Annotated in this window: 10 protein-coding genes; 5 read left to right on the top strand and 5 right to left on the bottom strand. The window is 64.6% G+C overall.

The window, feature by feature from the left end:
• Positions 1 to 16: 16 nt before the first annotated feature.
• The 4 genes from ACIPY3_RS00840 (at position 17) to ACIPY3_RS00855 (ending at position 4,505) form a co-directional block, all read left to right on the top strand.
• A complete protein-coding gene (locus ACIPY3_RS00840) occupies positions 17 to 1,186 on the top strand; it encodes a cystathionine gamma-synthase (RefSeq protein WP_400328929.1) in 1,170 nt (389 codons plus the stop codon).
• A 4-nt stretch (positions 1,187 to 1,190) separates the two neighbouring features.
• Positions 1,191 to 2,498, top strand: coding sequence for a glycosyltransferase 87 family protein (locus tag ACIPY3_RS00845; protein WP_400328932.1), 1,308 nt, complete (start codon positions 1,191 to 1,193; stop codon positions 2,496 to 2,498).
• A 148-nt stretch (positions 2,499 to 2,646) separates the two neighbouring features.
• The gene (locus ACIPY3_RS00850; RefSeq protein WP_400328935.1) at positions 2,647 to 3,174 is read left to right on the top strand and encodes a winged helix-turn-helix transcriptional regulator; all 528 of its coding nucleotides are present in this window, start codon (positions 2,647 to 2,649) and stop codon (positions 3,172 to 3,174) included.
• The gene (locus ACIPY3_RS00855) at positions 3,171 to 4,505 is read left to right on the top strand and encodes an MFS transporter (protein ID WP_400328938.1); all 1,335 of its coding nucleotides are present in this window, start codon (positions 3,171 to 3,173) and stop codon (positions 4,503 to 4,505) included. The genes ACIPY3_RS00850 and ACIPY3_RS00855 overlap by 4 nt, the downstream gene beginning before the upstream one ends.
• Positions 4,506 to 4,576: 71 nt before the next feature.
• On the opposite strand, the gene ACIPY3_RS00860 is transcribed toward ACIPY3_RS00855, so the two are convergent.
• The 4 genes from ACIPY3_RS00860 to ACIPY3_RS00875 are packed head-to-tail and all read right to left on the bottom strand — an operon-like array spanning position 4,577 to position 10,870.
• Entirely contained in the window at positions 4,577 to 7,660 is a 3,084-nt protein-coding gene (locus ACIPY3_RS00860) for a glycoside hydrolase family 2 TIM barrel-domain containing protein (protein ID WP_400328941.1), read from the bottom strand.
• Positions 7,660 to 8,592, bottom strand: coding sequence for a carbohydrate ABC transporter permease (locus tag ACIPY3_RS00865; protein ID WP_400328944.1), 933 nt, complete (start codon positions 8,590 to 8,592; stop codon positions 7,660 to 7,662). The genes ACIPY3_RS00860 and ACIPY3_RS00865 overlap by 1 nt, the downstream gene beginning before the upstream one ends.
• Positions 8,589 to 9,539, bottom strand: coding sequence for a carbohydrate ABC transporter permease (locus ACIPY3_RS00870; RefSeq protein ID WP_400328947.1), 951 nt, complete (start codon positions 9,537 to 9,539; stop codon positions 8,589 to 8,591). The genes ACIPY3_RS00865 and ACIPY3_RS00870 overlap by 4 nt, the downstream gene beginning before the upstream one ends.
• Positions 9,536 to 10,870 (bottom strand): ABC transporter substrate-binding protein, encoded by a 1,335-nt coding sequence (locus ACIPY3_RS00875; RefSeq protein ID WP_400328950.1) that lies wholly within the window; start codon positions 10,868 to 10,870, stop codon positions 9,536 to 9,538. The genes ACIPY3_RS00870 and ACIPY3_RS00875 overlap by 4 nt, the downstream gene beginning before the upstream one ends.
• Before the next feature lie 152 nt (positions 10,871 to 11,022).
• Here ACIPY3_RS00875 and ACIPY3_RS00880 point away from each other — a divergent pair, with 152 nt between their 5' ends.
• On the top strand, positions 11,023 to 11,664 hold the full coding sequence (locus tag ACIPY3_RS00880; protein WP_400328953.1) for a TetR/AcrR family transcriptional regulator: 642 nt from the start codon (positions 11,023 to 11,025) through the stop codon (positions 11,662 to 11,664).
• A 53-nt stretch (positions 11,665 to 11,717) separates the two neighbouring features.
• On the opposite strand, the gene ACIPY3_RS00885 is transcribed toward ACIPY3_RS00880, so the two are convergent.
• A complete protein-coding gene (locus ACIPY3_RS00885; RefSeq protein WP_400328956.1) occupies positions 11,718 to 12,884 on the bottom strand; it encodes an acyl-CoA dehydrogenase family protein in 1,167 nt (388 codons plus the stop codon).
• Between the last annotated feature and the right edge of the window lies 1 nt (position 12,885).

Below are 12,885 nucleotides of genomic sequence, written 5' to 3' on the forward strand. Positions count from 1 at the left end.
AGAAAGAGGAGCCTTCATGTCTGCCAACACCAACGCAGGTTTCAACACGCGCGCCGTCCACGCCGGCCAGGACTTCGAACCCCGTACAGGTGCCGTGGTGCCGCCGCTGCACTTCAGCTCCACGTATGCCCAGGACGGCATTGGGGGCCTGCGCTCCGGCTACGAGTATGGCCGCGGCGGCAACCCCACCCGTGACGCCTTGCAGGAGCAGCTCGCGGCACTCGAAGGAGGCACGGCCGCCTTTTCCTTCGGATCCGGGCTCGCTGCCGAAGATTCGCTGATCCGTGCCATCGCACGGCCGGGCGACCACATTGTGCTCGGCAACGACGCCTACGGTGGAACCTACCGGCTCATCAACCGGGTCCTCGGCGACTGGGGGATCGGCAACACTCCCGTTGACATGTCCGACCTCGACGCCGTTGCGCGCGCCGTGGCGGCGAACCAGACCCGCATTGTCTGGGTGGAAACGCCGTCCAACCCGATGATGAAGATCACGGACATCGCGGCGCTCGCCACCGTAGCGCACGACGCCGGTGCCCTCCTGGTGGTGGACAACACCTTCGCTTCTCCCTACTTGCAGACCCCGCTCGCCTTGGGTGCCGACGTCGTGGTCCACTCCACTACCAAATACATTGGTGGCCACTCCGACGTGGTGGGTGGCGCGATCGTGGTCAAGGACGCCGAGCTGGCGGAGAAGATCGGCTTCATCCAGTTCGCAGTGGGTGCCGTATCAGGGCCCATGGACGCATTCCTGACCACCCGAGGCCTCAAGACGCTCGGCGTGCGGATGGACCGGCACAGTGAAAACGGCCAGGCAGTTGCCGAGTGGCTCCTGACGCGCCCCGAGGTGGAGGCCGTGCTCTACCCGGGCCTCCCGGACCACCCGGGCCATGATCTCGCCGCGAAGCAGATGAAGAAGTTCGGCGGCATGGTCTCCGTCCAGTTCAAGGGTGGGGAAACGGCGGCGCGCACTGTGGCCGAATCCACGTCCGTGTTCACGCTCGCGGAATCCCTGGGCGGCATCGAGTCCCTCATGAACTACCCGTCCGAGATGACCCACGCCTCGGTCAAGGGAACCGAACTGGCCGTCCCCGTGAACCTCCTGCGCCTTTCCTGCGGGATCGAGGAATCAGAGGACCTGATTGCCGACCTTGAACAGGCTTTCGCCAAGATCAGCAATGGCTAGGACCGTGGCATCTCCTTCACCTGCGGTTTCCCAACCGGCGACGCGTTCCACGGCCAAGCGCGGCTGGATCCTGACCATGGCCGCCGCGCTGACCTTGGCCGTGGCGGTCTGGTTCCTGTACACGGACTACGAGCCGGCGCTGAACGACTTCGAGGTCTACTACTACGGTGGCGGAAGGGTCCTTGAAGGCGGCGACCTGTACGCCGTCCGCGATGGCCTGCCGTTTACCTACCCGCCCTTCGCTGCGTTGCTGTTCACGGGACTGGCCGCACTGGGTTTCTTCGGTGGGAGCCTGGTCTTCATCCTCGCAGCCCTTTTTGGGGCCGGCGTGGTGGCCGCCTGGCTGACTCGCCACTACTTCTTCGGCCTGACCTCCTGGCGGGTGGCATTCGCCGACTACCGGTTCCGGACCACCGCGTTGTTGGGGACAGGGGCCATCCTGCTCCTGGGGCCGTGGCGCGATACGTTCGTCTTCGGCCAGATCAACATTGTGTTGATGGGCGTCATCCTCGCCGACTTCGCCCTGCACGGTAAGTCCCGGGCCGGTTTGATCCGTTGGCCTGCCGGATTGCTGATCGGCATGGCGGCAGGTGTGAAGCTCACGCCCCTGGCGTTTGGCCTCTACTTCCTGGTGCGCAAGGACTTCAAGGCCCTGGGGTGGATGGCCGCCGGGTTCTTTGGATCGATCGCCTTTGCCTGGGCCGTCTTGCCGCAGGCGTCCTTGGCGTTCTGGACGCAGATCCTGCCGGATACGGGACGTATCGGTGGGCCTGGCTACGTGGACAACCTGTCGCTCAAAGGCCTCCTGATCCACTTCGGCATGCCTGATTCCTCAACCACCAGCCTGGTATGGCTGGTCCTGTCCCTGGGGCTGGCAGCCCTTGCCGCCTTGATCATCAAGTGGGCCGTGGACGTCGAGGAGAACTTCGTGGCAGTCTCAGCCACTGCCGTGTTGATGCTGCTGGTCAGCCCGGTTTCGTGGTCCCACCACTGGGTGTGGGTTGCCGTTGCGCTGCCGAGCATGGCCTTCGCGATGCACCGGGTGCCTTCCCGCAACGGCCGGATGCGGACGGCGGGCTGGATCATTGTGGCCTTCTCCACTATTGCCTTCTACATGACCCCCAAGAACCTGGCCGTGTGGGCGGGAGCCGCCGAATGGGGGAAGGATCCGCAGACGCAGTGGCAGCTCATGGTGTCCAGCCTGGGCGTGGTGTGTGGGATCGCGATGATGGTGTACTGGGCACTTGCCTACCACCCGTCCCGGGCCGGGCTGAGGAACGGGTTGCCGGGACCCGTCGTCGAGCCCCGGTAGCCCAGCCGAGCCGTCACCACTGACTTTGGCGACAGCTGGCCGGCTGAGCAATCGAATGAGGTTGCTTTCCCACTCCGGGCCCGGCAAAGAAGGTCGCGAAGGTACCCCCACCTAGCTTTCTTTAGAAAAGTCAGCTAGCTTTCAGGGTATGCCTTTGCGATCTGACTGGTCTGCACGCACCTGCAGCCTTGCCCGCGGCCTCGATGTCCTCGGTGACCCCTGGGGAAGCCTCGTCCTCCGCGAGGTCTTTTTCGGGAACGGCCGGTACGACGCCATCAAAAAACGCCTGGAAGTGGCGGACAATGTGCTGAGCAAGCGGCTTGGCTGGCTGGTGGAGTCCGGACTCCTGGCACAGCGGCCCTACAAGGACGGCGCACGGACCAGGCAGGAGTACGTCCTCACGCCCAAGGGGGAGGACTCGCTCCCGGTCCTCAACGCCATCATCATCTGGGCCGAGAAGCACCTGGATGCGCCCAACGAGGTTTCGCATATGCGGGTCATCCACACCGACTGCGGCAAGCCAACCTCGTCGGCGGATACGTGCACCCACTGCGGTGCGGCACTGACTGCCGCCAACACCAGCTGGCACAGCCTCAAGCGCAGCGAACAGCCCATGCCGCTCGCCGTCGCGCCGCCCGCGGCCTACGAACACGCCGAAACGGAGATCCCCGCATGACCGCGCCCGAGACCACCGAAGTTCCCACCCGCAAGCGGCGCCGGCTCCACCCTGCCTGGATCGTCGCTGCCGTCGCGTTCCTTGCCCTCGTAGGGGCTGCGGGATTCCGTGCCGCACCGGGCGTCCTCATGGTTCCGTTGCAGCAGGAATTCGGCTGGTCCACCACGGTGTTGTCCCTGGCAGTCAGCATCAACCTGGTCCTCTTCGGCCTGACGGCACCGTTTGCGGCGGCCTTGATGGAGCGCTTCGGCATCCGCAGGGTCACTGCGATTGCCCTGTGCCTCATCGGTTTGGGATCTGCACTGACGGTGTTCGTCAACCAGTCGTGGCAGATTCTCCTCACGTGGGGTCTGCTCATCGGGCTGGGCACCGGTTCCATGGCCCTCGTGTTTGCCGCAACCATCGCCAACACATGGTTCGCCAAGAGCCGCGGACTGGTGATCGGCATCCTCACTGCAGGCAGTGCGGCCGGGCAGTTGGTCTTCCTTCCCTTCATCGCCATGCTGGCCCAGGATCCCGGCTGGCGCGGGGCCTCGCTGCTCATCGCCGCCGGTGCGCTCGCCGTAGTTCCGCTGGTGCTGCGGTGGCTGCGGAACTCGCCCTCCGACGTCGGCGTCCTGCCCTACGGTGCGGAACCCGCTTTGGAAAGCACGACGGCGGCCCCCGCCGCTGCGGACAGCGCTGCGGTTAAGGGGGACTCACCGAACGCGGCAGTCCGGGCGCTCCAGGTCCTCAAGCGCGCCAGCAAGGTCCGTACCTTCTGGGCTTTGGCTGCAGGCTTCGCGATCTGCGGGGCCACCACCAACGGTCTGATCGGTACGCACTTCATTCCTTCGGCCCACGACCACGGCATGCCCGAAACCACGGCCGCGGGCCTGCTGGCCGTCGTCGGAATCTTCGACATTGTGGGGACCATCGCTTCCGGTTGGCTGACCGACCGGTTCAACCCCCGTATCTTGCTGGCTGTCTACTACCAGTTCCGGGGCATCGGACTGCTGGTGCTGCCGCTGTTGCTGGGCTCGTCCGTTGAGCCAAGCATGATCATCTTCGTGGTGGTGTACGGGCTGGACTGGGTGGCCACCGTGCCTCCGACTGCCGCGATCTGCCGCCAGGTGTTCGGGGCCGACGGCTCCGTGGTGTTCGGCTGGGTATTCGCCGCGCACCAGCTTGGTGCGGCCGCGGCCGCCCTGCTTGCCGGATACATCCGCGATGCCACCGGACACTACAACTACGCCTGGCTGGGGGCAGCCGCGATGTGCACGGTGGCTGCCGTGATCAGTGCGACGATCCGCAAGGACGCTGCCCGGAAAGAACCTGTAGCTGTCCAGTAGCCGCGTTGTTGGGCCTGCTCTGCGCGCTATCTTTGTACGAAAGCGCGCAGAGCGGGCCAGGCAACCTTCGTCTACAGCCGGGTCACGCGGAACGTCAACGTCCGGGCTTCGGGCCGGAGCGTGAAGTCGGGCCACACGTCCGGACCGCAGGCCCGGGACCCCAAACCATGCTGGGCGGCGTCCAAGTACAGGTAGCTGCCGCTGCTGGATGGCAGTTCGTGGGGATGCGCTGCTCCCGAGATTTCCTGGGCCGTGTGCCGGGTGAGGGTGAAGCCCGGCAAGCGATCCCTGGAGTCCGGCAGGGCCTCAAACCCAAGCCACGGAGAGCCGGCGTTGTGCAGTTCCAGGGATCGGACGCTGGAGCGGTGGCCGGACTCCTGCGGCTTGGAATAACGGACGGACAGCTCATCGATGCCGGAGGAGTAGCGCCCCACGAGCGCTGAGTGGACGCTGTCCGGATACGACTCCCGTGGACCGCTTCCGAACCAGGAGACGCGATCCACGGACGCCGGCAGGTCGAGACGAACGCCCACCCGGGGCCACACCATGTCCCAGCCCGAGCCCGGCACGATCTCCAGGCGCAGCCAGAGCTCGCCTTCGCAGAGTTGCCATTCTTCGGCAACGGACACCCACTGGCGGTTGTTGGCAGCGGAGTACCGGGTCCGTTTTTGAATGCTGTCCGTGCCTGCCGCGACTTCCTCAACTCGGCCAACCAAGCGGTCCAACCCAGCTTTGCGCCACGTCTCCGCGAGTGAAGGAGCCGGGACGCCGTCGCCGTTGTTGAGCCACGGATCGGCGGGGTCGTAACTGCCACGCCCCGCGCCGGCGTCGTTATCGGTGGGTGCCCGCCACAGTTCCAGGCGCGGCCCGGCTACCGGGAGGCCGGCCAGTTCAACAAGCTTTCCGCCGTGGAATGTTGCCGGCCCCAGGGAGAGAGTGCCGGCCGGAATGCCCGTGGGGCTGGAGATAGGCATAGGGCGGGGTCCGGTCCTGCGGTTTCGGGGCCGGACTGGTTGCAGCTGGGCAGCGGAGATCACGTGACCGGCATCCGCCCACTCGGTGTCCTTGCGCAGCACAACCTCGGCCGTGAACCACTGTTCTCCGTCACTCCCGGACGCAACCGTAGGGACGTCAAAGCGCGCCGTTTCGCCGGCACCAAGCGGCTGACCGGCTGCATTGACGGCTTCGAGTTCGCCCGAAGAGGTCACATGGCCGTCTGTTTCCCATCGCCAGCGAATCACGACGTCGGATGCATCCGCCGAGTGCCGCAGGTTGGCGAGCGTCAGGACCTGGTGCGTCCCGCCGTCGTGCGGTTCAGACAAGAAGCCCACGCGCAGGGGAGCCACAACCTGCTTGTACTCGAACAGGCCGGGACTTGGCGTCGAGTCGGAGAGGACCATTCCGTCCATCACGAAGTTGCCGTCGTGGACCACCTCGCCAAAATCGCCACCATAGGCGAAGAACTCCGTACCATCCGCGGCTGTGGTGCGGATGCCATGATCGCGCCACTCCCAGACAAAGCCACCGTGCAGGCGCGGGTAGCGGTCCACGAGCTCCTGGTACTGGTCGATCGCCCCGGGACCGTTGCCCATCGCGTGCACGTATTCGCACAAGATGAACGGCTTGGTGCGTTGGCGCGCCGATTCAGCGGCGGAGCAGCCCAGCAGCAGCGCACCCGTATCATCGCGGCCAATTGACGCGGTCTCCGGCACGGAGGAGTACATCCTTGAGTACACGTCCGTGTAGGCGCCGGTGTAGTCGCCTTCGTAGTGGACCGGCCGCCCGGCGTCGCGGGCATGCGTCCACGCGGACATGGCCGCCAGGTTGGAACCGGTCCCCGACTCGTTGCCCAGGGACCACATGACGATCGAGGGATGGTTCTTGTCCCGCTCAACAGTCCGCTCCATCCTGTCCAGCAGGGCCGCACGCCAGGCAGGATCGTCGCTGGGATTCCCCACCCAGCCCTGCGCTTCAAAGCCGTGCGTCTCCAGGTCGCATTCCAGGATGACCCAAAAGCCGAGCTCATCGGCGAGGTCCAGCAGGCGTGGATGGGGAGGGTAGTGGCTGGTGCGGATGGCGTTCACGTTGAACCGCTTCATCATGGCCAGGTCCTCGCGGGCGAACGCCTCATCGAAGACCCTGCCCCGGTCCGGGTGGGTTTCGTGCCGGTTCACTCCGTTGAAGACCACCCGGCGGCCATTGACCAGGAAGCGGTCGCCTCGGATCTCCACAGTGCGGAAGCCCAGCCGAAGCGTGATGGTCTCGGCCTCGCTGCTTACGGTGGCCGAATACAGCCGCGGCAGTTCCGCGGACCAGGGCTCGACGGCGGCGATCGCCACCGGGGCGACGTCGGTAGGCGAGTTCCAGACGACGTCGACATCCAACTCAGGTACCGTCAAACGGATCGGGAACGCGGCCGGGGATGCGGTAATTTCCGGCTCGATGGTTCCTCCGCCGGTGCTCGAATACCCCGTGCGCAGCCACACGTCCTCGATTCCTCCGTGCGGCCGGGCATGCAGCGTCACATCGCGGAAAATCCCCGGCATCCACCACTGATCCTGGTCCTCGACGTAACTGGACGCCGACCATTGATGGACGCGGACCGCGATCAGGTTGGTCCCTGTCCGCAACGCATCCGTGACGTCGAACTCCTGGGCCAGCCGGCTGCCCGCGCCGACGCCGATCTCCACGCCGTTAACCCATACCTTGTAGCGGGATTCAACACCATCGAAGCGCAACACAACCCGTTCGGCCGAGGCCCAGTCGGCGGGCAGCTCGAAGGTCCTCCGGTAATCTCCCGTCGGATTTTCGTCCGGTACGAACGGTGGATCGATGGGGAACGGGAACTGGACATTCGTGTAGATGGGCCGTCCGTACTGGCCGTCTCCTTCCAGGACCCAGTGGGCGGGAACCGGGATCTGGTCCCAGCCTGAGTCGTCCAGGCCTTCGGCCGCAACGCCTTCTGTGCTCTCGCCGTGGGGAAGGACTCCGTGCCCGCCGGGTGTTCCTGGCGCTCCGGGCAGGAGACGGAATCGCCACTGTCCGTTCAATGACAGGGTGGGCGCATTGGTGTGCAGCCACGAACGTGCGGGTAAACGGTTGCCTGATCCGGGGCCTGGATCGGTGATGTAGGCAATCTCTGGGGACACGGTCATTACTTGACGGCTCCTTCTGTCAGCCCGCCGCGCCAGAAGCGCTGCAGGACGATCATCGCGATGCTGAGCGGGATGATGGACAACAAAACCCCGCCGGTAGTGAGTTCGTAGAATTCGGGCAAACGGTCAACCTGGCTGAGCCAGTTGTTCAGGCCGAGCGTGATGGGGTAGAGATCGGAATCGGACAACATGACCAGCGGCAGGAAGTAGTTGTTCCAGATACCCACCAGTTGGAACAGGAATACGGTGACCAAGGCCGGAGTGAGGACTTTGAGGCCGATCGTGTGGAAGATCCGCAATTCCCCGGCACCGTCGATCCTCGCTGCTTCGATCAAGGCAGTGTCCACCGTGGCGTCCGCGTAGATCCGGCACAGGAAAAGACCGAACGGAGAGACCAGGGACGGAAGCAGCACGCTCCAATACGTGTTGGCGAGCCCCATCTGGCTGAACAGCAGGAACAACGGGAGGGCCGTAGCCGTGCCGGGCACCAGGACGCCGCCAAGAATGGTTCCGAACACGAGGTTCCTGCCGCGGAATTGGTACTTGGCCAGGGCGTACCCGCCGGCGGCCGCGAAGTAGGTTGCCAGCAGGGCGCCCGCACCGGCGTAGATGGCCGAGTTCAGGAACCAGCGGCCGAAGATGCCGCCGTCGTAGCTCAGGACCTTGCCGAGATTCTCCCCGAGGGCGAACGTGGGAGCGAACCAGAACCCGTTGGTGGAGAACAGGTCCGCCGTGGATTTGGTGGAGGCTACGAAAACCCAATACACGGGGATGAGGAAGTAAAGTGCGACCACCACCAGGATGGCCGTGACGATGATGGTTGATGAACGACGGCGGCCTGCCGAGCGGTCCGGGCCTGTCGCCGGCCGTTTGACCGGCCCGGCGGTACCGGCTGTGGAGGCTTTGGTTTTGCTGGTGGCTGTTACGGTCATGATGACTTCCTGTTCGTGAATGCGAGGAAGGCGAAGGACAGGGCGAAGGCTGCGACGGCGATGATGACCGATTGCGCGGCCGCGACGTTGTAGTCGTTGTAGGCAAACGCCGTGGTGTAGGCGCTGAGGTTGGGCGTGTACTGGCTGTCGATTGCCGGGGCAACCGTCTTGAGGACCTGCGCCTCGGCGAACAACTGGAGGGTGCCGATGATGGAGAACACGGTGGTCAGGACCAGTGCCGGGCGAATCAAGGGGAGCTGGATGCTCCAGGCGACCCGCCAGCTTGAGGCGCCATCGACTTTGGCGGCCTCGTACAGTTCACCGGGAATGGCTTTCAGCTGGGCCACGATGATGAGCATGTTGTAGCCGGTGTAGCTCCACGTCACGATGTTGGCGATGGACCACAGGACGCTGTTGGCGCCGAGGAAGTCGGGCGTGATGCCGACGATCTTGGCGGCATCGAACAATGGACTGAGCCCCGGCACGTACAGGAAAGACCACAGAATGGTGGCGATGACTCCGGGAACGCCGTAGGGCAGGAAGTAGGCGGCCCGGAAGAAGCCGGGCCAGCGGGCGGAAGCCGATTCGAGGAGCAGGGCCAGGATGGTGCAGAGGACGATCATCACCGGCACCTGGATAATGCCAAAAAGGAGCATCCGGCCGATCGAGGCCACAAAACTGCCGTCACCCAGGGCCAGGGCATAGTTGCTGAAGCCGGCGAACTCACTGGTGACACCTGCTTCACCGAACAGGCCGCTGCGCGTGACCTTGGTGAAGCTGGAGCCGACGGCGGCCAGGATGGGCAGCACGAAAGTCAGGGCAAAGAGTGCCAGAAAGGGGGCCAGCAGGATCCAGGGTGCGCGGGTGGCGGCGCCGTTGCGCTTGCTCCGGTTCGTCGACGGTCCCGGGCGCTGCGCTGCAGGCGAAGGACGGGTAGTGGTGGTCATGCCGATTCCTTCCGGATGGTGAGCCCCTTGTTCTTGAAGACGCTGATGATTTGCTGCTCTGACGCCACCACGGAGTCCACCAGGCTGGTGCCCGAGGCCTTCTTGCGGAAACCGTCGCTGAGGATGTTGAACGACTGCTGGGTGACCGGCCACCAGGACCATTCGGTGTTCTGCTGCTGGGTAGCGGGTACGAAGACTTCCGCGTTGTAGCGCTGTCCGCCGAAGAACTCCGAGGCCTGTTGCCGCGGGGTGCCTATGAACTCCGGATTGGGCGACCAGCCGATGCCGCTGTACTTGATCTCCGCGTCGATGCCTTCCTTGGACGTGGTGAGCCACACGGCGAAGTCAAGGGCTTCCTTGGGATGCTTGCTGTTGGCAAGGACGGCCGCCGAGGAACCGCCGAGGTAGGTGGAACCGAAACCTCTGCCGCCCCATGTGGGCATGGGGGCCACCTTCCATTTGCCCGAAGCTCCGCTGACTCCCTCAATAAGGGCATCGCCCCAACTGCCTGTGATGGTTGAAGCAATGCCACCCTTGGCCGCAGCGGCAAACCACGCAGGGGAGAAGGCTCCGTAGGCGGTGTTGACGATGTCCTGGTCAATGGCCCGGTCAAAGAAGCGGGCGGTGTCCAGGGTGGCGTCGTCGGTCATGTTGATGACCCAACCGTTCTCCTCGGGACGCAGCCAAACGGCTCCTGCCTGGGACGCGTACGAAGCAAAGGGCGAAGCGTCGCTGATGGGGAAGCAGTCGATGTAGGCATCCTTGGATCGGAGTTCCTTTCCCAGTGCCGCCCACTCGTCCCAGGTTGCAGGTGTCTTTCCGCCCACGGACCCGAGGATGGCCGGCTGGTAGAACAGGGCCATGGGTCCGGAGTCCTGGGGGATGCCGTAGACACCTCCTGCGTAGCTCACCTGGTTCCACAGCGTCTTGTCATAGAGGTGGGCGTGATCGTTGGCGCCATACCGGGACACATCAACCAGACCGTTCACCAGGAGGAACTCGGGAATCGATCGGAGTTCCACCTGGGCAAGGTCCGGCCCACCGCCGGCGGCCAGGGCTGAGTAAAGCTTTTGGTACCCGCCTGAGTTGCCGCCGGGAATCCAAACCACATCCACCTGAACGCCGGGGTTTTTGGCGTTCCAAATGTCGGCCACCTTCTGGAAATCCTTGAGCCACGCCCAGTAGGTGAGCCGCACGGGCCCTTCCGCGGCCGGGATGGTGGCCAGGGTATTGACTGACTGGGTTCCGGGGGTTGCGCACCCTGCCAGGAAGCCCATGGCGGCAGTACCCAGTCCGGCGCCAAGCAGTTGTCTTCGCGTGAGAGCGGTCATGTGCCTTCACCTCTTTGTGTCGGTTAGTGAGGCCGTTGGGCGCAGGGAGGAGACACCCATCCGACGGCCGAATGTGACCACGGTAACACAAAAGTCGAGTGACTACTCGAAATTGGCGATGGCCGGCATATCCGCCTGTACACTGGCATGCCATGACCACAAAGGAAGGGAACCGCTCGGGGCGACGCGGTCCCTATGCCAAGTCGGAGGCCCGCAGGCGGACGATTTTGGATGCCGCCCATGCGGTTTTTGCGGCCAGGGGCTACCGCGGAGGGTCCTTGCAGGAAGTTGCTGACCAAGCCGGCATGAGCCAGACCAGCCTGCTGCACTACTTCCCTTCAAAGAGCGATCTGCTCATGGCGGTCCTTGCCCGGCGCGACGAAATCACGGAGACAGCAAACCCGGCGGACATGGCGGAGGGCTTCGCCGAGGTGGTGTTCCGGACGGCGAAGTACAACGAGGACATTCCAGGGGTCATTGAGCTGTACACAGTGCTGTGCGCGGAGTCCCTGACGGACGGGCATCCTGGCCGGGAGTACTTCATGGATCGCTTCGACCGCCTGCGCAGGAGTTACAGCCGGCGGTTCACGGAACTGCAGGGCGAAGGAAGGCTGCGGCCCGGGGTAGAACCAGCGCAGGCGGCAGCATCATTGGTGGGGCTGTGGGATGGACTGCAGACGCAGTGGCTCTTGGCCCCCGATGAAATTGACGTCGCGCAGGGTCTCCGTGGATTTTTCGAGCTGGTTCTCCTGCCGGAACCGGAACCGGTAGCCGGTCCGGATTCAGGCAAGTAGTCCCAATGGGGGCCACTCGAAAGCGCGCCGAGCAGGCCCAACAACGCAGGGGATCAGCCGCGGAAGGCCCCGATGCCCGTGATGTGCTGGCCGAGGATCAGGGTGTGGACTTCGTCGGTGCCCTCGTAGGTCCGGACGGACTCCAGGTTGTTCGCGTGCCGGAGCGGTGAATAGTCCAGGGTGACACCATTGCCGCCCAGGATGGTGCGTGCTTCACGGGCTATGGCGAGTGCTTCGCGGACGTTGTTGAGCTTCCCCACGGAGATCTGGTGCGGTTCAAGGCGACCCGCGTCCTTGAGCCTGCCCAGATGAAGGGCAAGCAGGGTTCCCTTCTGGATTTCCAGGAGCATGTTCACGAGCTTCTCCTGCGTGAGCTGGTACCCGGACAAGGGGCGCCCAAATTGCAAGCGCGTCCCGGCATACTCGAGCGCGGCCTCATACGAATCGCGGGCCGCGCCCATGGCTCCCCAGGCGATTCCGTACCGCGCCTCGTTGAGGCAGGAGAACGGGCCGCGCAGTCCGGAGGCTCCCGGGAGGATGGCATCGGGACCCAGCCTCACGCCGTCGAACTTCACATCGCATTGGATTGAAGCGCGCAGGGAGAGCTTCGGCTCGATCGGTGCAGCGGAAACGCCAGGGGTGCCGGCCGGTACCAGGAATCCACGGATGCCGTCCTCGGTACGGGCCCAAACCACCATCACGTCAGCGATGGAAGCCAGCCCGATCCAGCGCTTGGCGCCGTCCAACACCCAACCGTCAGCAGTTCGCCGGGCAGAGGTGGCCATGGAAGAAGGATCCGAACCCGCGCTTGGCTCGGTCAGCGCGAAGCAACCGATCAGCTCGCCGGCTGCCATCCGGGGGAGCCACCGCTCCTTCTGTTCCTCGGAACCCCACGTGTGGATGGCCGTCATTGCAAGCGAGCCCTGTACCGAGACGAACGTGCGGATGCCGGAGTCGCCTGCCTCCAGTTCCATCGCGGCAAGGCCATATTCGACGGCGGTCCGGCCGGGGCAGCCGTAGCCGTCCAGGTGCATGCCCAGAACTCCGAGCTCACCGAGTTCCGGGACAATCTCCCGCGGGAATTCGGCCTTTTCGAACCAGCGCGCGATGTTCGGCTTGATGCGCTGGACTGTGTAGTCCCGCACCTTCTCCCGCAGGGCGAGTTCGTCATCGCTCAGGAGCGAATCCAGATCAAGGACGTCCGAGGTCGAGGGGCCCACG

Origin of the sequence: Paenarthrobacter sp. NPDC089714 (assembly GCF_044748905.1) — a bacterium.
GTDB lineage: Bacteria > Actinomycetota > Actinomycetes > Actinomycetales > Micrococcaceae > Arthrobacter.

Bases quoted from the DNA above. Each gene is read 5' to 3' on its own strand.
- ACIPY3_RS00850 (WP_400328935.1), top strand. From the start codon at position 2,647: ATGCCTTTGCGATCTGACTGGTCTGCACGCACCTGCAGCCTTGCCCGC.
- ACIPY3_RS00880 (WP_400328953.1), top strand. From the start codon at position 11,023: ATGACCACAAAGGAAGGGAACCGCTCGGGGCGACGCGGTCCCTATGCC.
- ACIPY3_RS00870 (WP_400328947.1), bottom strand. From the start codon at position 9,539: ATGACCACCACTACCCGTCCTTCGCCTGCAGCGCAGCGCCCGGGACCG.
- ACIPY3_RS00840 (WP_400328929.1), top strand. From the start codon at position 17: ATGTCTGCCAACACCAACGCAGGTTTCAACACGCGCGCCGTCCACGCC.
- ACIPY3_RS00875 (WP_400328950.1), bottom strand. From the start codon at position 10,870: ATGACCGCTCTCACGCGAAGACAACTGCTTGGCGCCGGACTGGGTACT.
- ACIPY3_RS00855 (WP_400328938.1), top strand. From the start codon at position 3,171: ATGACCGCGCCCGAGACCACCGAAGTTCCCACCCGCAAGCGGCGCCGG.
- ACIPY3_RS00860 (WP_400328941.1), bottom strand. From the start codon at position 7,660: ATGACCGTGTCCCCAGAGATTGCCTACATCACCGATCCAGGCCCCGGA.
- ACIPY3_RS00865 (WP_400328944.1), bottom strand. From the start codon at position 8,592: ATGACCGTAACAGCCACCAGCAAAACCAAAGCCTCCACAGCCGGTACC.